Raw genomic sequence first — 21,264 nt, 5'->3', positions numbered from 1 at the left:
CAGGGCACGAATGCCCTGCCGAATACGGCGGCTCAGGCGGCCTTGTGATTGCCCTTCGGAAACTGGCTGGCGAGCTCGCGATACCACTTCCCGCTCTTCTTGACGGTGCGCACCTGCGTTTCGTAATCGACATGCACGAGGCCGAAGCGCATGCGATAGCCTTCCGCCCATTCGAAATTGTCCATCAGGCTCCAGGCAAAATAGCCGCGCATCGGATAACCGTCCTTGATGAGGTCGGCAACGACGTTGAGATGGTCGCTGACATAGTCGAGGCGCATGACGTCATCGACCTCGCCATTGACGACGCCGGTATTGTCGCAGGCGCCGTTCTCGGTGATGTAGCATTCCGGCAGGTCGTAACGGCGATAGAGATCTTCGACGAGCAGCTTGAGGCCCGGCGAATAGACTTCCCAGCCGATATCGGTCTTCACGTCGCTGGCCGGAGGCGCTTCCACCGTCCAGGGGAAATCGCCCTTGCGGCTTGCATCGTCGGCAACACGTTCCGGCTTGTAGTAGTTGAGGCCCCACCAGTCGAGCTTCTGGCTGATGATCTTGAGATCGCCCTCCTCGATGACTGGCATGCGATCGCCAAGCGCCTCGACGAATTCCTTCGGGTACTCGCCCTTGAAGACCGGGTCGAAGAAGGCGCCGTTATGGAACTGGTGCGCCCGCTCGCCGGCGGCAAGATCGGCGGGGCTATCGGAGCCCGGAATGATCGACGAGGCGTTGAGTACCAGACCGACAGGCACATTGGGCGCTTCCGAACGGATCGCCTCGACGCCGAGACCGTGCGCCAGGTTCATGTAGTGCATGGCGTGAAGGGCGGCCTGCATATTGCGCTCGCCCGGCGCATGGATGCCGTAGAGGTGGCTGAGCCACACGATGCACCAGGGCTCGTTGAAGGTGGCAACGCTGTCGAGACGATCGCCGAGGCGGTTCATCACCGTCTTGGCATAACGCTGATAGGCGTAAGCCGTCGAGCGCGCCGTCCAGCCGCCGTCGCCGGCGAGCAGCAGCGGCAGGTCCCAGTGATAGAGCGTCGCGAAGGTCTTGATGCCGCGCGCCTTGCAGCCGTCGACGAGCCGGTCGTAGAAGTCGAGGCCGGCTTCGTTCACGGGACCCGTGCCGTCGGGAATGATGCGCGGCCAGGCGATCGAGAAGCGATAGGCATCGACGCCCATCTCCTTGATGAGGTCGAGATCCTGCTCCAGCCGGTTATAGTGGTCGCACGCCACGTCACCGTTGTCGCGATTGTAGACGCGGCCAGGCATGTTGCAGAAGGCGTCCCAGATGGACGGCTTGCGGCCGTCGGCCTTGCTGGCGCCTTCGATCTGGAAGGCGGCGGTGGCGACGCCGAAGGTGAAATCGCCGGGGAAGCGCTCGGCAAGCGTTTTCGGATCGATCATCTGTAAATCCCATCTCTCAGCTTGTGGACTGACCGTTTGCGCGGGGTTTAGCCAAGCCCGCGCTCAAAGTACAGGCCGGCCAACCCAAAAACTGCAACGTTGCAGGAAGAAACCTTGGAAAGCAGCAAGCCTGCCACATGCGGCTGCCTGGCCGATCTCGTAACGCCAATGTCAGCAGTCGTGATTTGCGGTCACAACGTCGATCCTTACACCGGAAAGAGCATCACAATATGAAAGGAACCGAATGCTCTCTTCGATCCATCTGCTGCAGCCGCATTTCCTGAGCCTGCTGCGCATCGTCTCGTCCCTCGTGCTTTTCAGCTACGGAACGCAGAAGATCCTGCATTTCCCGGCCGCAGCCAGCGTACCGCCCGTCGGCTCGCTGCCCTGGGTCGCCGGCCTTCTTGAGCTCACGCTCGGCTTCCTGGTTCTCATCGGTTTCCAGACCCGCCTCGCAGCTTTCGTGCTTTCGGGCCTGATGGCCTTCGCCTATTTCATCGGCCATGCGTCGAAGAGCCTCTACCCGGCGCAAAATGGCGGCGTTGCCGCAATCCTGTTCTGCTTCGTCTTCCTCTATATCTTTGCTGCCGGCGCAGGCCCGTTCAGCCTCGATAACCTGCTGAAGCGCGGCCGCACACCGGCCGCAGCCTGATCGCCGCAAATGAAAACGCCGGGGCGATATCGACCACCCCGGCGTTTCAGGCAATGGATGCCTCTCGGCGCGGAAACTCAGACCTTGACCCAGGCGCCGTTGCGCTTGGACGAGGCGACGCAAGCCTCGACGAAAGCCACGCCCTTCACACCGTCATCGACGGTCGGGTAGACCACAGCCTTGTCAACCGCCTTGCCCTTCTTGTGGGCGTTGATGGCGTGTGCGGCTTCCGTATAGATCGTCGCAAAAGCTTCCAGATAGCCTTCCGGATGACCGGACGGGATGCGCGAAACGCGGGCCGCGGCCGCGCCGGAGCCGGCGCCGTTGCGGGTAATCAGCCGCTTCGGCTCGCCGAACGGCGTGTACCAGAGATAGTTTGGATCGGCCTGGACCCATTCGATACCGCCCTTGGTGCCATAGATGCGCACCTTGAGGCCGTTCTCGTGGCCGGGTGCTACCTGGCTGCACCAGAGCATGCCCTTGGCCGGCTTTTCCGAACCCTTGGCCTTGAAGCGAAGCATCACATGGGCGTTGTCGTCAAGACGACGGCCCGGCACGAAACTGTCGAGATCGGCAGCAAGGCTGTCGAGTTCGAGGCCGGTGATGAACGAAGCCAGGTTATAGGCATGCGTGCCGATATCGCCGGTCGAACCGCCGACACCCGACTGGGCCGGGTCGGTGCGCCATGCCGCCTGTTTCTGGCCGGACTGTTCGATCGCTTCCGTCAGCCAGTCCTGCGGATATTCGGCCTGGACGATGCGGATATCGCCGAGTTCGCCGTTGGCGACCATTTCGCGCGCCTGACGAACCATCGGATAGCCGGTGTAGTTGTGCGTCAGGATGAACAGCGCGCCGCTCTCGTCGGCAACCTTCTTCAGCTTCTTGGCGTCGGCAAGGTTTGATGTCAGCGGCTTGTCGCAGATGACATGGATGCCGCGGCGCAGGAATTCCTTGGCCGCGTCATAATGCACATGGTTCGGCGTGACGATGGAAACGGCTTCGATACCGTTCTTCAGCTTGGCTTCGCGGATCGCCATTTCCCGGTAGCTGGAATAGGTGCGCGACGGATCAAGGCCGAGATCGCGACCAGACTGAACGGCCTTTTCCGGCGTGGACGACAGCGCACCGGCGATCAGATCGTACTGGTCGTCGATACGCGCCGCGATGCGATGAACGGCGCCGATGAAGGCCCCTGCCCCGCCGCCCACCATGCCGAGCCGGATGCGTGGCTCGCGGGTCTGTTCGGATGATGCTTCGATTGCCATAGTATACTCCTCGATTCTCGAAACCGGCTTATGCCAGACCCAGCATGCGCCGGTTGGCGGCCTGATCGGTGCCGCCGGCAGCAAAATCGTCGAAGGCCTTTTCGGTGACGCGGATGATGTGCGCCGCAACGAATTCGGCGCCTTCACGGGCACCGTCTTCCGGATGCTTCAGCGCGCATTCCCATTCGACCACGGCCCAGCCGTCGAAATTGTTGGCGGTCATCTTGGAGAAGACGGCGCCGAAATCGACCTGGCCGTCGCCCAGCGAACGGAAGCGGCCGGCACGCTCGACCCAGCCCTGATAGCCGCCATAGACGCCCTGGCGTCCGGTCGGGTTGAACTCGGCATCCTTGACGTGGAACATCTTGATCCGGTCTTTGTAGATGTCGATATTGTCGAGATAGTCGAGGCACTGCAGCACGTAGTGCGACGGGTCATAGAGCATGTTGGCGCGCGGATGGTTGCCGACGCGTTCCAGGAACATCTCGTAGGTGATGCCATCGTGCAGGTCTTCGCCCGGATGGATTTCGTAGCAGACATCGATGCCGTTTTCATCGGCATGATCGAGGATCGGCTTCCAGCGGCGGGCCAGCTCGTCGAAAGCGGTCTCGACGAGACCGGCTGGACGCTGTGGCCACGGATAGATGAAGGGCCAGGCAAGCGCACCCGAGAAGGTCGCATGGGCCTTGAGGCCGAGGTTCTTGGAAGCCGTCAGCGCATACTTGACCTGCTGCACGGCCCATTCCTGACGTGCCTTCGGGTTGCCGCGCACTTCCGGTGCGGCAAAACCGTCGAAGGCTTCGTCATAGGCAGGATGAACGGCAACGAGCTGCCCCTGCAGGTGGGTGGAAAGCTCGGTGATCTCGACACCGTTTTCGCGCGCCTTGCCTGCGAACTCGTCGCAGTAATCCTTAGAAGTCGCCGCCTTCTTGAGATCGATGAGCTGGCTTGCCCAGGTCGGAACCTGCACGCCTTTGTAGCCGATATCGGCCGCCCACTTGGTGATCGCGTCCCAGGAATTGAAAGGCGCGGTATCGCCCGCGAACTGCCCGAGGAACAGGCCGGGTCCCTTGATCGTCTTCATGTCAGTTTCCTCCCTGAATATCGATCGTAAACGTTTTCGAGAAATCTTAGTGCGCCGTCCGGTAAAGAAAAGGCGCCTCCCCGCCAATGCGATGGATTTGAGCGGGTGAGCCGAAAATCAACGCGGTCTGGACCTAATCACGCTCGCCGCGGATCGGCAAGAGGTACGTAGCGCATTTTGGCTGCAACTTGTCTGAAGGCATGAAAAATGCGCCCATCCTTTCGAATGGGCGCATCGATGAAAGCAGATATCAGAACGGAGAATCCGGGAAGTAGAAGTTCTTGGCGTTCTCCTTGGTGACGAGCGTCGCATCGAGGATGTAGTTGCCGTGAACCGGAACCTGATCGTAGAGCGAGGCAGCCGTCAGTTCCATGGCCGTGCCGACCATTGCCGGCGGATAGAGAACGTCGACCGGGATCAGCTTGTCGCCGTCCATGACCTTCTTGATCATGTCCTTGGAACCGGCGCCGGCAACGACATACTGGATGTCGGTGCGCTTGGCCTGCTCGATGGCCTGGAGAACGCCGACAGCCATGTCGTCGTCCTGGCACCATACGACGTCGATCTTCGGGTACTTGGTCAGGTAGTCCTGCATGACCTTGAAGGCATCGTCGCGGTTCCAGTTGCCGTACTGGCGATCGAGAACCTTGACCTTCGAGCCGGCAATGCCCTTGTCGAAACCGTCCTGGCGCTGCTGGTCGATCGGGATCGGCAGGCCGCGGATGACGACGACCTGAGCCTCCGGCGTCTTTTCGGCAATGTACTTGCCGGCGACTTCGCCGAGCGCCGGGTTGTTGCCGGCGACGTAGAGGTCACGCACGGAATTGTCGTTGTTCGACGGCGCGCGGTCGACAAGCGCCACGAACTTGCCCTTGTCCTTGACTTCCTTGATGGCGTTGACGAGCGGATCCGGATCCGACGGCAGGATGACCAGAGCGTCGATGCCCTGCGTATCGAGGTCCTGCACGGCATTTGCCTGCGTCGCCGCATCCGGCGAGGTCTTGACGATCACGTTCAGGCCCGGATGTTCGGCCATCAGCTTCTTGGCAACGCGCTCGGCATGGAACACGACGCCCGACGTCCAGCCGTGGTCGGCGGCCGGAATGGACACGCCGATCGTGTAGTTCTTGTCCTGGGCGTAGGCTGCGCCGGCAAAAGCCACCCCCGCAACCGCCAGACCCAACATGAGCTTGCGCATGCTATTTCCTCCCAAAAATATCAGGGACTTGTTCAATCCGGGCCGGGTGCCCTGGATACCCGGCCAATCCCAAAAGCAGCTCCGCCTTACGATTTGCGCACCAGCGACCGCTGGACCAGCATGGCGATGATGATGATCGCACCCTGGATCGCGCCGATGAGGTATTCGCTGATGAAGTTCGAAAGCAGCATGATGTTGCCGACGAGCTCGAGAATGAAGGCGCCGCAGATCGTGCCCCAGACGCGGCCCGCACCGCCCTTCAGCGCCGTACCGCCGACGACCACAGCCGTGATCGCCTGCAGCTCCCACAGGATGCCGGTCGTTGCCGAGGTCGAGCCAAGGCGCGGAACGTAGAGAAGCACGGCGATCGCCACGCAGAGACCCTGGATGACGAAGGCGATCGTGCGCACGCGGTTGACCGCAATGCCGGAATAGCGGGCAACGTCGCTGTTGGAGCCGACCGCCACGACATGACGGCCGTAGCGCGTGCGGTAGAGAATGAAGGCCGCAACGGCGGTGACGACAAGGATAACGACGATCGGCACGGGGATGCCGAGGATATTGCCGAAATAGGCCGGGCGATAAAGCGTCTGGATATCGGCCGAACGCAGCGTGATCGCACCGCCCTGCGACAACCAAGTCGTCAGGCCGCGATAGATGCCCATCGTACCGAGCGTTGCAATGAAAGGCTCGATCTTGCCGACCGTCGTGATAAGGCCGTTTGCGAGACCGCAGAGCGCGCCGGCGACCACGGCGAAGACGACGGCAGCCGTCAGCATCAGCACCGGATCGGCGATGACGCCGGAATTGATGAGCAGGATCATAAGGCTGGCGACGAAGGCGACCATCGAGCCGACGGAGAGGTCGAGGTCGCCGGCCGAGATCACGAAGGTTGCGCCGACGGCGATGATGGCGATGAAGGCGCAACGCGTCGCGACATTGGTCAGGTTGGTGATGCCGATGAAATTCGGATTGACCAGTGCGCCCACGATGAGGAGCAAGACCAGCGCGGCAAAGGGCGCAATCGCGCGCAGATCGACGTCACGCCAGGATCTGCGCCGGATTTCCCTGGTCTCCTCGTTAACACTCATGTCCAAAACGAACCTCCCGTCCCATTATTGCTGGGCATCTTGTCTGTTGCGCACCCAGCCCTTGGCGTGCCTTGCCGGCGTCAGGCAGCCGCCTGACGCTTCAGCCCTGCGGCGTAACGCATGATTTCCTGTTCCGAAATTTCATCCCCTTCGAGGATGCCGACGATCCGTCCTTCGCGCATGACGGCGACCCGCGTGCAGAGCCCGATCACCTCGGGCATTTCCGAAGACACGACGATGATCGACCGCCCGTCGCGGGCGAGTGCGGAGATGAAATGGTAGATCTGCTGCTTGGTGCCGACATCGATGCCGCGCGTCGGTTCGTCGATGATGATGATCTGCGGCTCGGTTTCCATCACCTTGGCGAGAAGCAGCTTCTGCTGGTTGCCGCCGGACATACGCCCGGCAACGATATTGCCGTCGCGCACGCGGATATCGAAACGCCGCCTGGCCTTGGCAAGGGCCGCCGCCTCGCTGCTCGGGCTTAGATAGCCATGGCTGACATGCCGTTCCAGAGACTGGAGCGTCAGGTTGGCGATCATGCCCGAACCGAGCAGCAGTCCCTTCGACTTGCGATCCTTGGTCATATAGGCAAGGCCGGCGCGATTGGCCGCGCGCGCATCGCCCGAATGTACGCTTTCCCCGTGGATGACGACCTCACCCGAAAGCCGCGAGCGCAGCCCGGCGATCGCCTCCATCAATTCCGTACGCCCCGATCCGATGAGGCCGGAAAAGCCGATGACCTCGCCCTTGCGCACATCGAAGCTCGCATCCTGCACATAGCCGGTCGACACCCCGCTGACGCGAAGAACGATCTCCTCGTCGACATCGGGCTCCACCTTGGCGGGATAGAGGCTCGAAAGTTCACGGCCGACCATCAGCTGCGCGATGGACTCTCCGTCCAGCATGGAGGTCGGCGCCGTCTTCACCCACTGACCGTCGCGCAGGACAGTGACCTTGTCGGTCAGCTCCATGACCTCGTCGAGCTTGTGGGAAACGAAGACGAAGCTCGTCCCCTGGTCGCGCAGCTTGCGCACCTGCTTGAAGAGGATGTTGGTTTCCTCGCGCGACAGCACCGCCGTCGGCTCGTCCATGAAGACGACGCGCGCATCGCGGCTGATCGCCTTGGCAATCTCGACCATCTGCTTCTCGGCGATCGAGAGCGAGCTGATCATCGCATTCTCGTCGACATGGGAGCCGAGCATATCCAGCACGCGACGGGTTTCCGCCCGCATGTACTTGCGGTCGAGCACGCCGAAATGCGTCACCTCGCGACCGAGGAACAGGCTCTCTGTCACCGTCAGATGTTCGGCAAGATTGAACTCCTGATGGATGATGACGATCCCGAGCGCCTCGGCCGCGCCGTTCGGCGGCAGAACCACGGGCTTGCCGTCAAGCAGGATCTCGCCCGATGTGGGCTGCTCGAAACCGGAAAGGATCTTGACGAGGGTCGACTTGCCGGCGCCGTTTTCACCCATCAGCGCGTGGATTTCACCGGCGCGAAGATCGAAATTGACGCTGAAAAGAACCTGCACGCCGCTGAAAGACTTGCATATGCGCCTGGCGGACAACACCACTGGCGCAGCCTCTGCGGTCTCGGTCATAACTTCCTCCTGCGGCTCCCATCCGCTTACGCCAAGCATATGTAAACCTTTACATGGGGCATGTAAAGGTTTACATGATTGATTTACACAGACTTGTTGGCGGCTGCCTTTGACCTCCCGGCGAGTCTGTGTAGTGTGCGGCGAAGACAGCCCAAGGCAGAGCCCCCGTGTCGAATTCCACGCCCGCAACGATCGAAGACGTCGCCCGGATCGCCGAGGTTTCCATCGCGACGGTTTCGCGGGCAATCCACACGCCCGAAAAGGTGGCCAATTCCACGCGGCTGAAGGTCAACCAGGCGATCGCCATCACCGGTTATACGACCAACGCCATGGCGCGCAGCCTGCGGCTTGGCCGTTCCAACATGATTCTGGTCGTGGCGCCCGATATCGGCGACCCCAATTTTTCTAACATCCTGATCGGACTGGAAAACGAGGCCCGCGCCCATGGCTATGGCGTGCTGATCGGCCATACGCAGAACGATGCGCAGCGCGGCCTCGAATATCTGAAATTCTTCAGCTCCAACCAGGCGGCTGGCCTCATCCTCTTTACCGGCATCCTGCCCTTCGGCCATCAGATGGTGACGGCGCAGCTGCCGCCGAGCGTCGGCGTGTTCGAACCTGTCTTCAACGGCGGCATCCCCTATGTCGGCGTCGACGATATCGAGGGTGCGAGGAAGGCTGTCGACCTGCTTCTGGCGGAAGGCCATCGCAAGATCGCCTTCATCGGCGATTCCCGCACGCGCCTTGCCTATAGCCGTCGCCGGCAAGGCTATGACGCCGGTCTCGACGCCGCCGAGGTTCCGAAGGACATGCGTATCGTGCTGGAAGGCGACGGCACGATCGAGAGCGGCCGCCATGCGGTGGAGCAGCTCTTCATGCGCGATACGCTGCCCACCGCCTTCATGTGCGTCAACGACCAGACGGCGATCGGCGTCATGATCGGCCTCAATGCGCGTGGCTACAACATCCCGCAGGATTTCTCCGTCACCGGCTTCGACGACGTGCCGCAGGCCGTCTTCATGAGCCCGTCGCTGACGACGATCCGCCAGCCGCGCACGGCGATCGGCAAACAGGCCATGGCGCTGCTCCTGGAACTTCTCTCCGACGGCCGGCCCGCCGAAACGGAAATCCTGCTCAGGCCGGATCTCGTCGTGCGCAACTCGGTCTCGGCGCCGCCACGCAACTGGCAGAAGCGATAACCGGGCTGGTTTCTAAAGCTGAGCCTCGATGGCCGCCTTGTCGATGACCGACCAGACCTCGAATATCCGGCCGTCCATGAACGCATAGACGACATTCTCGGCAAAGCGCACCCTTTTGCCGTTGACCGGCAGACCGAACAGCATCCCTTTCGGCGTGCAGTCGAAAAGCAGGCGGCTCGCGACGCGCGGCGGCTCGCAGACCAGCATGCCGATATCGAAGGACAGGTCCGGGATAGCCCGGAAATCGCCTTCGAGCATCTGACGATAGCCGGAGAGCCCGATACGCTTGTCGTTATAACTGACATCCTCATGCACGAAATTGCTGAGATTCGGCCAGTCCTGGCTGTTCAGGCAAGCAATATAGCCGCGATAGAGATCTGAAAGCTCGGTATCCGTCATGGAAACGATCCCCGTCCGTAGGTCGTCGGCTGGAATTTAGGACGGTGAAAGCACCAAACAATGTCGACCCGCACATAAAAAAGCCGGGGAACTGTCGTTCCCCGGCCCATCGGAAATCAAACCCGTATCAGACGTAGCGGTTGACGATGTTTTCGAGCAGTTCCTGCTTGCCGGACTTCGGCTGCGGGTTGACGTCCTTGCTCTCGACCCACTGCGTGATTTCCTCCAGCGAGTATTCGCCGCGGAAGAGTTTCTGGCCTTCGGCCGAATCCCAGCCGGCATAGCGGTCTGCGAGCGGCTTGGAGAGAGCCTTGTCCTCGATCATCTTTGCGGCAGCCTTCAGGCCGCGGGCGCAGCAATCCATGCCGCCGATGTGACCGATGAGCAGGTCTGCCGGATCGAGCGACTGGCGGCGCAGCTTGGCGTCGAAGTTGGTGCCGCCGGTCTTGAAGCCGCCGCCCGCCAGGACGTGGTAATAGGCAAGCGCCATTTCCGGAACGTTGTTCGGGAACTGGTCCGTATCCCAACCGGACTGGTAGTCGTTGCGGTTCATGTCGATCGAGCCGAAAATGCCGAGCGCGTTTGCAAGCGCCAGCTCGTGCTCGAAGGAATGGCCGGCGAGGATTGCGTGGCCCTGCTCGATGTTGAGCTTCACTTCGTTTTCGAGGCCGTGCTTCTTGAGGAAGCCGTAGACGGTCGCGACGTCGTAGTCGTACTGGTGCTTGGTCGGCTCCTGCGGCTTCGGCTCGATGAGGATCGTGCCCTTGAAGCCGATCTTGTGCTTGTACTCGACGACGAGGTTGAGGAAGCGGCCGAGCTGGTCGAGCTCGCGGCCGAGATCGGTGTTGAGCAGGGTTTCATAGCCTTCGCGGCCGCCCCACAGAACGTAGTTTTCGCCGCCGAGCTTCTGCGTGGCGTCGATGCAGGTCTTGACCGTCGCGGCGGCGAAGGCAAAGACATCCGGATCGGGGTTGGTCGCAGCACCCGACATGTAGCGGCGGTTCGAGAAGAGGTTCGCCGTACCCCAGAGCAGCTTGGTGCCGGTGGCAGCCTGCTTCTCGGCGAAATAATCGACGATCTCGTTCAGGTTCCTGGTGTTCTCGGCAAAATTCTTGCCTTCCGGGCGCACATCGGCGTCATGGAAGCAGTAGTAGGGCGCGCCGAGCAGCGAGAAGAATTCGAAGGCCACGTCAGCCTTGAGCTTTGCAGCCTTCATCGTGTCTTCGAACCACGGACGCAGGAAGGTCTGGCCGCCGAAGGGGTCGCCGCCCGGCCAGGTGAACGTGTGCCAGTAGGCGACGGCAAAGCGCAGATGGTCTTCCATGCGCTTGCCGAGAACGATTTCGTCCGGCTGGTAGTAGCGGAAGGCCAGCGGGTTGGTGCTGTCTGGGCCTTCGTACTTCACTTTCTGGATGTCGCCGAAAAATCCGGTGCTCATTTGGGTTCTCCTTGGGTTCAGCTCTTATGAATGGATCAATGCGCCAGCGACTTGATCGCCGGGTAGGTCGCGCGGTAGCGCTTGTAGGCTTCTTCATAGGCGCCGCTCAGCGCAGCGACCGGTTCGATCGTGCCGGCCGTGACCGGCGGCGTGCAGACGGCAACCGGATCGGCACCCGTTGCCGCAATCAGGCCGAGGCGGGCGGCACCGAAGGCCGCACCGAAATCGCCGTCGGCCGGCAGGTCGACCGGAACGCCGAGCGCGGTCGCAATCGAAGCCAGCCAGTAGCGCGAACGCGAACCGCCGCCGATCGCGGTCACGCGGGAAATATCCGTGCCGGCCGAGCGCAGCGCTTCGAGATTGTCGCGGATCGCGAAGGACACACCTTCCAGCACCGCCTGCGTGAGCACCACACGGCTGCTTTCATGTTCGAGGCCGATGAAGGCGCCGCGAATGACGGCATCATTATGCGGCGTGCGCTCGCCCGAGAGATAGGGCAGGAAGGTAACGCCGGTCGGCGCCTTCAGGCTTTCCCCAAGCTCGCCGGTCAGATCGGCGGCCGACTTGCCGGTGACGGACGAATGCCAGTTCAGCGCGTCGGTGGCCGACAGGATGACGCCCATCTGATGCCAGGTATTCGGCAGTGCATGGCAGAAGGCATGGACGGCGCTTTCCGGCTTCGGCAGATAGGCGGCGTTGGCGGCAAAGAGCACACCCGACGTGCCGAGCGAAACGAAGGCGGCGCCATCGCTGACCGTGCCCATGCCGCAGGCCGAAGCCGCATTGTCGCCGGCGCCGCCGGCAACGACGGCCTCGCCGGAAATGCCCCAGGCGGAGGCGAGTTCGGCGCGCAGCTTGCCGCCCTGCTCCGTACCTTCGATCAGTGTCGGCATCTGCTTTTCGTCGAGATTGGTGGCGGCCAGCAGCTCGGACGACCAGGCGCGCTTGCCGGTATCGAGCCAGGACGTGCCGGCCGAATCCGACATTTCCGAAATATGCTCGCCGGTCAGCCAGAGGCGCAGATAGTCCTTCGGCAGCAGAACCTTGGCGACCTTGGCGAAGATCGCGGGCTCGTTCTTGGCAACCCAGGCAAGCTTCGGCGCGGTAAAGCCGGGGAAAACGATATTGCCGGTCAGCTTGCGGAAGCGCGGATCGGCGTCGAGTGCCGCAGCCTCGACATGGGAACGCGTATCGTTCCAGAGGATGCAGGGGCGCAGCACCTTGTCGGAAGCGTCCAGCAATGTTGCGCCGTGCATCTGCCCGGAAAGGCCGATACCCCGGACCGCGGCAAGCTCCTTCGGATGTTTGGCCTTGAGGCCGGCGACAGCCTCCTCCGTGGCGCGCACCCAATGAGCCGGCTCCTGTTCGGACCAGCCGGAATGCGGACGCGAAACGTCGAGCGAACCGTTGGCGGAACCGACGATCTTCTGATCGCCGTCGATCAGCATCGCCTTGACGCCCGAGGTGCCGAGATCGAGACCCAGATACATGTGATGTTTCTCCCTTTGCCGTTACGGCAGGTTGTCTTTCAGGAATATGTCGAGGCGGATGCGCTCCTGCGCGTCGATCACCGCAAGCCCGTCTGCTTTTGCCTTGAGAACACGGATCGCGCTGCGCACCTCGTGGCCGGCATCCTGATTGAGGATTGCGTCGATCGTGCCGTCGATGAGCGCTGCCCGCGTGTGCGCCGTCAATTCATGGGCGACCACCGTCAGCGTCCTGTCGGCTGCCTTCTCCTTCAGTGCCCGGATCAGACCGCGATTGCCGGCGCCAAGGCTGTAGATACCGATGATGCCGCCGTTTTTCCGAAGCGCATCCGCAATCAGCATATGGGCGACTTCAGGGTCGTCGCGCCCCTCGAGCACCGGCAGCAGATGCAGCGCCGGAAACTCCTGCGCCATGACGGAGGCAAAGCCTTCCAGGCGTTCGCGATGGTCGCGCACGAGCATGGAACCGGCCAGCACGACGATCTCGCCCGCGGCACTGCCGAGGAACCGGCCGAGCAGGCGCGCGGCAGTTCGCCCTGCCGCGATATTGTCGACGCCGGCATAATGATGGCGCAGCGATCCCGTCAGATCGGAAACGAGCGTGACGACCGGAATGCCGTCATGGACCAGCCGGTCCACAGCCGCGCGCACATCGGGTGCGTCGGTGGCCACGAGCGCGACACCTGAAGGCTTTTCGGCGGCGACCGTCTCCAGCTCGCGCACCAGCGCCTGCGGATCGAAAGCCGGCACTTCGACGATGCGGATATCGGTGCGCTCGGCTGCCGAGCGCGCAATTGCCGCGCGGATTTCCGCGTTGAGGCCGTGCATGAAGGAATTGTCGCTGGCGGGCAGGATGAAGGTCAGCGGGTAAACGCGCCCCTTGGCGAGGTTGGCGGCGGCCACGTCGCGCACGTAGCCGAGATCGCGGATCGCGGTTTCGACCTTCTCCCGCGTCACATGCCGCACACCCGGCCGCTGGTTCAGGACCCGGTCCACAGTCGCAAGACTGACGCCCGCCGCAGCGGCGATATCATGAACGGTTGGCCTCATCACTCCTCCTGGACGAGACCATTAGCGCCAATTTTGATGTACGTAAATCAAAAAATGCGGAAGCTGAACGACCCCTCGTTCAAGGATCGGAAACCGGCCCGTGCAGAAAAGCAAAAAGGCCCCCCGAAGAGGGCCTTTCTTGCGAATGACGGCCGGAGGTCAGTGGCCGCCACCGCCCCCGCCGCCTTGCGGCGCGGGTTTCTTGATCATGACGACGCCAAGGACCATCGCCAGGAAGAGGACGGTGAGCATCAGGAAGATGTCACCGAAGGAAAGGATCATCGCCTGCTTGGTAGCCAGGCCAACCATCTGCTTGACGGCGACATTGGCACCGTCCAGGCCCCAGCTGTTGAAGTTCGCGGTCATGTTGTTCATCTGATCGATCGCGGCGGTATTGCCCCAGTGCACATTCTCGCGCAGGCGCTCGTAATGCACGTCCTGGCGGCTGGTCAGCACCGTATTGATGATCGCAAGGCCGACAGCGCCGCCGAGGTTGCGCGTCAGGTTGAAGAGGCCGGATGCGCCGCGAATACGCGCCGGCGGCAGGGTGCCAAGCGCGATATTGTTGATCGGCACCATGCACATCATCAGGCCGAAGCCGCGCAGGATCTGCGGGATGAAAAGCTCGTAGAAGTCCCAGTCCTGCGTCAGATGCGTCATGATGTAGGTGCCGGACGCAAAGCTGACGAAACCGATCGCCATCATGAGGCGCAGGTCGAGCTTGGTCGACAGCCGGCCGGCGATCGGCGCGGTGAAGAACATCGCAAGGCCCGATACGAACATCGTCTCGCCGATCATCTGCGAATCGTAGCCGCGGATGCGGCCGAGATAGACGGGATAGATATAGGTGAGCCCGTAGAGGCCGATGCCCATGACGAAGGAAAAGACCGATCCGAAGGAAAAATTCCGGTTCGAGAATGCCGTCAGGTCGACGACCGGGAACTCCACGGTGAAGGCCCTGTAGAAGAAGATGACACAAGCGACGGTCGATGCGACGGCGCCCGCGACAATATAGCTGTCGTTGAACCAGTCGTTCGAATTGCCCTCTTCCAGTACATATTCCAGCGCGCCGAGGAAGACACCCATGGCAAGCAGCCCGTACCAGTCGAACTTCCTGAAGAGCGACAGTTCCGGCTTGTCGAAATCGATGAAGTTCCAGGTGACGAGCGTGACGATGATACCGGGCACGATATTGACCAGGAACAGCCAGTGCCAGGAGAAGGCGTGGCTGAGATAACCGCCGACCGTCGGGCCGATGGTCGGCGCCAGCGTCGCGATAAGGCCGATGATCGGCGAGACGATCGCGCGCTTCGACGGCGGGAAGATCGTGAAGGCCGCGGCAAAGACGGAGGGGATCATGCCGCCGCCGATAAAGCCTTGAATGGCGCGATAGACGATCATCTGGTCGATATTCGTCGCCGTCGCGGCCAGCGCGCTCGACATGGTGAAGCCGGCGGCCGAAATCGCAAAGAGGTAACGCGTCGAAATGATGCGCGCGAGCGTGCCCGACAGCGGGATCATGATGACTTCGGCGATCAGATAGGCCGTCTGCACCCAGCCGATTTCGTCCGTGCCGGCGGAAAGGCCGGCCTGGATTTCCGCAAGCGAGGCAGAAACGATCTGGATGTCGAGGATCGACATGAACATGCCGAGCACCATCGCGAAGAAGGCGATGAGCTTTCTCGGGTCCATGCGATCGGCGGCATGCGCGGGCGCTGCCGGGATCGAACCTGCCGTTGCTGTCGCACTCCCCGCCATGGAACTACCTCCGCCCTCGAGCGCTTACTTTACCGGCGCCGTGCGGGTATCGACGTCGACGACGACGCTGAGACCGGCGCGCAGGCGGCCGCTGTCAAGCGCATCCTGCGGCAGGGCGATGCGAACCGGCACGCGCTGGATGATCTTGGTGAAGTTGCCGGTGGCATTTTCCGGCGGCAGCATCGAGAAGACCGAACCCGAGGCCGGCGAGATCGATTCGACGGTGCCGACGATCGGATAATCGCTATAGGCATCCACCTGGATGTTTACCTTCGAACCGGGAACGAGATGCTGGATCTGCGTTTCCTTGAAATTGGCGTCGATATAGAGCTGGCGGGTCGGCACGAGCGCCATCAGCCGCTGGCCGGGCGAAACCAGATCGCCTTCCTGAACCGACCGGTTGCCGACGACGCCGTCATAGGGAGCCTTCAGCACCGTGAAGGAAAGGTCGCGGGCGGCCTTGTCGCGCTGGATTTCCAGCGTGCGGACGGAACCTTCCGCTTCCTTGCGCTGTGCCTCGAGGATGGCGATATTGGCCTGGGCTGCGACGATATTGGCGTCGCCGCCGGCAAGGTTTGCCTTCGCCTGATCGAGAGCCGTATTGGCGTCGTCGAGGTCTGCGGTGGTGCCGACCGACTTCGCCTGCAGGTCGCTCTGGCGCTTCTGCTTGATCTCGGCGCCGCGCACCGTGGCTTCAAGCGCAGTCTTCTGCGCCTGCGCCTGCACGAGGCTCGCCTTGGCGCCTTCGATCTGCGCGTCGATGCGGCTGAGCGACAGTTGCTCGGTCGCGATCTGGGCGTTCGCCTGGTCGAGGGCGTTCTGGTAGTCGCCGTTATCAAGGATCGCGAGAACCTCGCCCGCCTTGACTTCCTGGTTGGCGACAACGTTCACCTTCGCGACATAGCCGGTGACCTTCGGCGAGATCGTCGCGATATCGCCCTCGATATAGGCGTCGTCGGTCGAGACGAGGAACCGGCCGTTGGTCCACCAGTCGTATCCGTACCAGCCGGCACCGGCCAGAAGCGCCAGCACGACGACGGGCAGCACGAGGCTGCGGCGCTTCTTCGGAGCGGCGGCAGCCGGCGCGACAGCAGGCGCGGACTGTGCAGGCGCCGTCTTCGGTGCCTCTGCCTTCGGAGCTTCGGCGGGAGCAGCTGCTTCCGCTTTCACCTCTTCGGCGCCGGCATTTTCGCTGACGATGCGCGCGACGTTGCTTTTCTGGTTGGTCGACATAAACAGGGCTACCGATCTGGAGTAAAATAATCGAACTGAACGGTTCGGTTCAGTTGACATAAATGGTTTTTGACTTCATATCAAGATGGATAGAACCAATCGGTTCGCTTTCTTTAAAAGAAAGCCCGAATTCGCAAAGACGGTTAAGGAGACATGACACTGAAGCCCGAGGACACCGTCGTATTCAGCCCACCCAATCCGGGAGGCCGCTTTGCTGCGGGCGAGGATCCGGCCAAGCGCCAGCAGATCCTGGACGGTGCCCGGCGCGTCTTCATGAAGATGGGCTTCGATGCGGCCAGCATGAACGACGTGACCCGCGAGGCCGGCGTTTCCAAGGGAACGCTTTATGTCTACTTCGCCAATAAGGAAGAGCTTTTCCACGCCATGATCGAGACCGAACGCGCTGCCTTCGTCGCAGCCGTACGTTCGGTGCTCGCAGAACATGATGACGTCGAGGCCGGCCTGTACGAATTCGGGATGACCTTCATCACGCACATGACGGAAGACAAGGTCATCGACGCCATGCGCACCGTGCTCGGCGTGCGCGAACGCATGCCGCTTCTCTGTCAGCGCTTCTTCAAGGGGCCGCAGAACCTGCGCACCATCATGCACGACTTTCTGGAGCGGCACGTCCAGGCCGGCACCCTGAAGATCGACGATATCGATCTCGCCGCCGGTCAGTTCCTCGATCTTGCAAGCGGCAGCTTCTTCAAGCTGCGTCTCTTCGGCAATATCGACGGCCCGCCGCCGCGCAGCGAGATGGAGCGTGTCATCCGCGGCGCGATCCATGTCTTCATGGCCGCCTACGGCGTCCGCAAGAACGAACTCGCCTGATCCGCATCCCAACCCCGATCGGTTTTCCGCCGGATTTGCGCAATAGCGATCAAATCCGGCCGCCGCATTTGCTCTACGAATAGGGCGGCAACCAGGGGAGAAGAGATGAGCGCCATCGGACGGGCGATATGGTTCATCGAGAGCCATTTCGAAACCGACATAAGCCTCGACGACATCGCCGAAGCTGCCGGATTGTCGCGCTACCATCTTTCGCGCGTCTTCGGTCTGGTGACTGGCCATTCGATCAGCACCTATATCCGGGCAAGGCGCCTCAGCAATGCCGCGCCATCCCTCATCTCAGGCTCGTCCAGCATTCTCGAGGTTGCCCTCGGCGCGGGCTACGGCTCGCACGAGGCTTTCACCCGTGCCTTCCGCGACCAGTTCGGCATGACACCGGAGGCGGTGCGGCGACAGGGGCACATTCGCAACCTTGCTTTGATGGAGCCGACCAGGATGAAAACCGCAAACCTCACCGATATGGAACCGCCGCGTTTCGAAACCTTGCCGCCGATGCTGTTCGCCGGCCTGCAGGAAACCTATGCCTATGGCGGCAACGCCGCGATCCCCTCTCTCCGGCAGAGGTTCAACCAGCATTTCGGCCATATCGCCAACCAGAAAGGCAACGTCGCCTACGGGATCTGCACCCATATCGACGGCGAGGCCGAGAAATTCCGCTATATGGCCGCCGCCGAAGTGGCCGACGCCGACGATCTCCCGGCAGGTTTTGCGACATTGAAGCTGCCTGCCCAGCGCTACGCCGTCTTCTCCCACCACGGTCACGTTTCCGGAATAGCGGCCACGATGGACCTGATCTTCGGCAACTGGTGGCCGACGTCCGGCCTTGAACATGGCAGCATGCCCGACATGTTCGAGCGCTACGACGACCGCTTCGATCCCTATACCGGAATGGGGGTGACGGAAATCTGGCTGCCGATCAAGGAATAAAAGCCTGATCGTTTTCGTATACCCCCTTGCGGCGCTTGCCCGGCAGGGCCGCAACGATACATTGTCCGCGTCCGTAAGCGACGCAAGGGGGAAATACGCCGATGCAGGATATCATGACGCTCATTCAGGACCCGGCTGCCTGGGTGGCGCTTGTTACGCTCGTGGTGATGGAAGTGGTCCTCGGGATCGACAACCTGATCTTCATCTCCATCCTCACCAACAAGCTGCCGCCGGAGCATCGGGAAAGAGCCCGCAGGACCGGTATCGCCCTTGCCCTCATCATGCGTCTTGCCCTGCTCGGCACGGTCGCCTGGATCGTCCAGCTGACCGAACCTCTTTTCGAGCTTTTCGGCCACGGCTTCTCCTGGAAGGACCTGATCCTGATCGCCGGTGGTCTCTTCCTCGTCTGGAAGGCCACCAAGGAAATCCACCACAATGTCGATCCGGAGGATCACCAGGAGAATTTCATCGCAGGCGCGACAGGCACGAGCTTCGCCTCCGCGATCGGCCAGATCCTGCTGCTCGATCTCGTCTTCTCGGTCGACAGCATCATCACCGCTGTCGGCATGACGCCGCATCTCCCGATCATGGTGATCGCCGTCATCGCCGCCGTCACGGTCATGCTTGTGGCCGCAACGCCGCTCGCCAATTTCATCGAGCGCAACCCGACGATCGTCATGCTGGCGCTCGCCTTCCTGCTGATGATCGGCACGACGCTGATCGCCGACGGCATGGGCTTCCACGTGCCGAAGGGCTATGTCTACGCCGCGATGGCCTTCTCGGCCTTGGTCGAAGTGCTGAACATGTTCGCCAGGAACGCCCGCCGTCGAAAGCGTGAGGGCAGCCACTAAGGCCGCCGACCCATAAGAAGCTGATTGTTGCCCCCGCCCTGCTCGCTAGGGCGGAGGTTCTTCTGCGGGCCTGCCCGTCATTCCTGACGAGCGGACGATCCGAGAACCCGCAAGAGGCCCGCCGGAAGCGGTTTTTCTTGACGCGCCCTTTTGAATATGGCCTAAGCGCAGCCACACGGATAATTGGCCGATTACGCGGGCATATGCCTTGCTCCAGCCGATTTCTGCAAGATATCTGCATTCTCCAGGCCGGACGTCGCTTTCATCGAAAAGCCGCTCGGCACTCATTGACGGGCACATAAAAATGACAGCTTCCGGCGTCCGCGTCCGCATCGCTCCCTCGCCGACCGGCGAGCCGCATGTCGGCACCGCTTACATCGCTCTTTTCAACTATCTCTTTGCCAAGAAGCACGGCGGCGAGTTCATCCTGCGCATCGAGGACACCGATGCGACGCGCTCGACCCCCGAATTCGAAACCAAGGTGCTGGATGCGCTGAAATGGTGCGGGCTGGAATGGAAGGAAGGCCCCGATATCGGCGGCCCCTACGGCCCCTATCGCCAGTCCGACCGCAAGGACATGTATCAGCCCTATGCCCAGGAACTCCTGGACAAGGGCCATGCCTTCCGCTGTTTTTGCACGCCCGAGCGGCTGGAGCAGATGCGCGAGACCCAGCGTGCCGCCGGCAAGCAGCCGAAATATGACGGTCTCTGCCTGAGCCTCACGGCTGAAGAAGTCACGGCCAAGATGGGCGCCGGCGAAAGCTCTGTGATCCGCATGAAGATCCCGACGGAAGGCTCCTGCGATTTCACCGACGGCGTTTATGGCGACGTGTCGATCCCGTGGGATTCCGTCGACATGCAGGTGCTCATCAAGGGCGACGGCATGCCGACCTATCATATGGCGAACGTCATCGACGACCATCTGATGAAGATCACCCATGTCGCGCGCGGCGAGGAATGGCTGGCCTCCGTGCCGAAGCACATCCTGCTCTATCGCTATTTCGGCTGGGACCAGCCGGTGTTCATGCATCTGTCGCTGATGCGCAATGCCGACAAGTCCAAGCTGTCGAAGCGCAAGAACCCGACCTCGATCTCTTACTATTCCGCGCTCGGCTATATCCCCGAAGCGCTGATGAACTTCCTCGGCCTGTTCTTCATCCAGATCGCCGAAGGCGAAGAACTCCTGACGATGGACGAACTCTCCGAAAAGTTCGATCCGGAAAACCTGTCCAAGGCCGGCGCGATCTTCGACATCCAGAAGCTCGACTGGCTGAACGGCCGCTGGATCCGCGAAAAGCTGTCGGAAGAGGAATTCCGCTCTCGTGTGTTCAACTGGGCCATGGAGAACGACCGCCTGATGGCTGGCCTGCGCCTGTCGCAGACGCGCATTTCCAAGCTGGGCGAACTGCCCGATCTCGCCGGCTTCCTGCTGAAGTCCGATCTCGGCCTGCAGCCGTCCGATTTCGCCAAGATCAAGTCGCCGCCGGAAGAGATTCTGGAGATCCTCAACACCGTCCAGCCGGATCTCGAAAAGATCCTGGAGTGGAATGTCGAGACGATCGAAGCCGAGCTGCGCGCCATCGCCGACCGCATGGGCAAGAAGCTGAAGGTCGTCGTCGCACCGCTCTTCGTTGCCGTTTCCGGCTCGTCGCGCTCGCTGCCGCTCTTTGATTCCATGGCGATCCTCGGCCGCTCGGTCGTTCGCCAGCGCCTGAAACTCGCCTCGCAGGCGGTCGCCGCCCTCGTCGGCGCAAAGTAAGAACAGTCAGA

General features: G+C 61.8%; 18 protein-coding genes. 6 read left to right on the top strand and 12 right to left on the bottom strand.

Features of this window, described 5'->3' with window-relative positions:
* Positions 1-32: 32 nt before the first annotated feature.
* The gene (locus tag ACFPWW_RS05205; protein WP_377310815.1) at positions 33-1,406 is read right to left on the bottom strand and encodes a GH1 family beta-glucosidase; all 1,374 of its coding nucleotides are present in this window, start codon (positions 1,404-1,406) and stop codon (positions 33-35) included.
* Positions 1,407-1,650: 244 nt separating this feature from the next.
* On the opposite strand from ACFPWW_RS05205, the gene ACFPWW_RS05200 reads away from it, so the two are divergent.
* Positions 1,651-2,058, top strand: a complete 408-nt coding sequence (locus tag ACFPWW_RS05200; RefSeq protein WP_112563611.1) for a DoxX family protein — start codon at positions 1,651-1,653, stop codon at positions 2,056-2,058.
* A gap of 77 nt (positions 2,059-2,135) precedes the next feature.
* On the opposite strand, the gene ACFPWW_RS05195 is transcribed toward ACFPWW_RS05200, so the two are convergent.
* From ACFPWW_RS05195 to ACFPWW_RS05175, 5 genes are all read right to left on the bottom strand, one after another.
* A complete protein-coding gene (locus ACFPWW_RS05195; RefSeq protein ID WP_112563609.1) occupies positions 2,136-3,323 on the bottom strand; it encodes a Gfo/Idh/MocA family protein in 1,188 nt (395 codons plus the stop codon).
* 28 nt (positions 3,324-3,351) lie between these two features.
* Positions 3,352-4,407: a sugar phosphate isomerase/epimerase family protein gene (locus ACFPWW_RS05190; protein ID WP_112703768.1), complete on the bottom strand. Its 1,056-nt coding sequence runs from the start codon at positions 4,405-4,407 to the stop codon at positions 3,352-3,354.
* Positions 4,408-4,657: 250 nt separating this feature from the next.
* A complete protein-coding gene (locus tag ACFPWW_RS05185; protein ID WP_112563605.1) occupies positions 4,658-5,605 on the bottom strand; it encodes a substrate-binding domain-containing protein in 948 nt (315 codons plus the stop codon).
* Between the two features lie 86 nt (positions 5,606-5,691).
* Positions 5,692-6,696, bottom strand: coding sequence for an ABC transporter permease (locus tag ACFPWW_RS05180; protein ID WP_112563603.1), 1,005 nt, complete (start codon positions 6,694-6,696; stop codon positions 5,692-5,694).
* Between the two features lie 80 nt (positions 6,697-6,776).
* Complete coding sequence (locus tag ACFPWW_RS05175) at positions 6,777-8,300, bottom strand: sugar ABC transporter ATP-binding protein (RefSeq protein ID WP_377310811.1); 1,524 nt, start codon at positions 8,298-8,300, stop codon at positions 6,777-6,779.
* 167 nt (positions 8,301-8,467) lie between these two features.
* Here ACFPWW_RS05175 and ACFPWW_RS05170 point away from each other — a divergent pair, with 167 nt between their 5' ends.
* Positions 8,468-9,499 (top strand): LacI family DNA-binding transcriptional regulator, encoded by a 1,032-nt coding sequence (locus tag ACFPWW_RS05170; protein WP_112563599.1) that lies wholly within the window; start codon positions 8,468-8,470, stop codon positions 9,497-9,499.
* A gap of 12 nt (positions 9,500-9,511) precedes the next feature.
* On the opposite strand, the gene ACFPWW_RS05165 is transcribed toward ACFPWW_RS05170, so the two are convergent.
* From ACFPWW_RS05165 to ACFPWW_RS05140, 6 genes are all read right to left on the bottom strand, one after another.
* Positions 9,512-9,898, bottom strand: a complete 387-nt coding sequence (locus tag ACFPWW_RS05165; RefSeq protein WP_377310809.1) for an ester cyclase — start codon at positions 9,896-9,898, stop codon at positions 9,512-9,514.
* A gap of 127 nt (positions 9,899-10,025) precedes the next feature.
* The gene (xylA, locus tag ACFPWW_RS05160; RefSeq protein WP_112703771.1) at positions 10,026-11,336 is read right to left on the bottom strand and encodes a xylose isomerase; all 1,311 of its coding nucleotides are present in this window, start codon (positions 11,334-11,336) and stop codon (positions 10,026-10,028) included.
* A 35-nt stretch (positions 11,337-11,371) separates the two neighbouring features.
* Complete coding sequence (gene xylB / locus ACFPWW_RS05155; protein ID WP_377310806.1) at positions 11,372-12,826, bottom strand: xylulokinase; 1,455 nt, start codon at positions 12,824-12,826, stop codon at positions 11,372-11,374.
* A 21-nt stretch (positions 12,827-12,847) separates the two neighbouring features.
* Positions 12,848-13,873 carry a LacI family DNA-binding transcriptional regulator gene (locus tag ACFPWW_RS05150; RefSeq protein WP_112703772.1) on the bottom strand — a complete coding sequence of 342 codons (1,026 nt, stop codon included), beginning with the start codon at positions 13,871-13,873 and terminating at the stop codon, positions 12,848-12,850.
* A 159-nt stretch (positions 13,874-14,032) separates the two neighbouring features.
* Positions 14,033-15,631, bottom strand: a complete 1,599-nt coding sequence (locus ACFPWW_RS05145; protein WP_112754787.1) for a DHA2 family efflux MFS transporter permease subunit — start codon at positions 15,629-15,631, stop codon at positions 14,033-14,035.
* A 24-nt stretch (positions 15,632-15,655) separates the two neighbouring features.
* A complete protein-coding gene (locus tag ACFPWW_RS05140) occupies positions 15,656-16,864 on the bottom strand; it encodes an HlyD family secretion protein (RefSeq protein ID WP_112703774.1) in 1,209 nt (402 codons plus the stop codon).
* 153 nt (positions 16,865-17,017) lie between these two features.
* Here ACFPWW_RS05140 and ACFPWW_RS05135 point away from each other — a divergent pair, with 153 nt between their 5' ends.
* From ACFPWW_RS05135 to gltX, 4 genes are all read left to right on the top strand, one after another.
* Positions 17,018-17,698: a TetR/AcrR family transcriptional regulator gene (locus ACFPWW_RS05135; RefSeq protein WP_377310803.1), complete on the top strand. Its 681-nt coding sequence runs from the start codon at positions 17,018-17,020 to the stop codon at positions 17,696-17,698.
* Positions 17,699-17,803: 105 nt separating this feature from the next.
* Complete coding sequence (locus ACFPWW_RS05130; protein ID WP_377310801.1) at positions 17,804-18,643, top strand: AraC family transcriptional regulator; 840 nt, start codon at positions 17,804-17,806, stop codon at positions 18,641-18,643.
* 101 nt (positions 18,644-18,744) lie between these two features.
* A complete protein-coding gene (locus ACFPWW_RS05125; protein ID WP_112703776.1) occupies positions 18,745-19,494 on the top strand; it encodes a TerC family protein in 750 nt (249 codons plus the stop codon).
* A 304-nt stretch (positions 19,495-19,798) separates the two neighbouring features.
* Complete coding sequence (gltX, locus tag ACFPWW_RS05120; RefSeq protein WP_112703777.1) at positions 19,799-21,253, top strand: glutamate--tRNA ligase; 1,455 nt, start codon at positions 19,799-19,801, stop codon at positions 21,251-21,253.
* Positions 21,254-21,264: the final 11 nt, after the last annotated feature.

It is taken from the genome of Rhizobium sp. GCM10022189, assembly GCF_042656325.1.
GTDB lineage: Bacteria > Pseudomonadota > Alphaproteobacteria > Rhizobiales > Rhizobiaceae > Rhizobium.
This window is presented reverse-complemented; position numbering and strand designations above follow the sequence as displayed.

Coding starts and splice junctions, on each gene's coding strand:
- ACFPWW_RS05205 (WP_377310815.1), bottom strand. CDS start 1,406: ATGATCGATCCGAAAACGCTTGCCGAGCGCTTCCCCGGCGATTTCACC.
- ACFPWW_RS05200 (WP_112563611.1), top strand. CDS start 1,651: ATGCTCTCTTCGATCCATCTGCTGCAGCCGCATTTCCTGAGCCTGCTG.
- ACFPWW_RS05195 (WP_112563609.1), bottom strand. CDS start 3,323: ATGGCAATCGAAGCATCATCCGAACAGACCCGCGAGCCACGCATCCGG.
- ACFPWW_RS05190 (WP_112703768.1), bottom strand. CDS start 4,407: ATGAAGACGATCAAGGGACCCGGCCTGTTCCTCGGGCAGTTCGCGGGC.
- ACFPWW_RS05185 (WP_112563605.1), bottom strand. CDS start 5,605: ATGCGCAAGCTCATGTTGGGTCTGGCGGTTGCGGGGGTGGCTTTTGCC.
- ACFPWW_RS05180 (WP_112563603.1), bottom strand. CDS start 6,696: ATGAGTGTTAACGAGGAGACCAGGGAAATCCGGCGCAGATCCTGGCGT.
- ACFPWW_RS05175 (WP_377310811.1), bottom strand. CDS start 8,300: ATGACCGAGACCGCAGAGGCTGCGCCAGTGGTGTTGTCCGCCAGGCGC.
- ACFPWW_RS05165 (WP_377310809.1), bottom strand. CDS start 9,898: ATGACGGATACCGAGCTTTCAGATCTCTATCGCGGCTATATTGCTTGC.
- xylA (WP_112703771.1), bottom strand. CDS start 11,336: ATGAGCACCGGATTTTTCGGCGACATCCAGAAAGTGAAGTACGAAGGC.
- xylB (WP_377310806.1), bottom strand. CDS start 12,826: ATGTATCTGGGTCTCGATCTCGGCACCTCGGGCGTCAAGGCGATGCTG.
- ACFPWW_RS05150 (WP_112703772.1), bottom strand. CDS start 13,873: ATGAGGCCAACCGTTCATGATATCGCCGCTGCGGCGGGCGTCAGTCTT.
- ACFPWW_RS05145 (WP_112754787.1), bottom strand. CDS start 15,631: ATGGCGGGGAGTGCGACAGCAACGGCAGGTTCGATCCCGGCAGCGCCC.
- ACFPWW_RS05140 (WP_112703774.1), bottom strand. CDS start 16,864: ATGTCGACCAACCAGAAAAGCAACGTCGCGCGCATCGTCAGCGAAAAT.
- ACFPWW_RS05135 (WP_377310803.1), top strand. CDS start 17,018: ATGACACTGAAGCCCGAGGACACCGTCGTATTCAGCCCACCCAATCCG.
- ACFPWW_RS05130 (WP_377310801.1), top strand. CDS start 17,804: ATGAGCGCCATCGGACGGGCGATATGGTTCATCGAGAGCCATTTCGAA.
- ACFPWW_RS05125 (WP_112703776.1), top strand. CDS start 18,745: ATGCAGGATATCATGACGCTCATTCAGGACCCGGCTGCCTGGGTGGCG.
- gltX (WP_112703777.1), top strand. CDS start 19,799: ATGACAGCTTCCGGCGTCCGCGTCCGCATCGCTCCCTCGCCGACCGGC.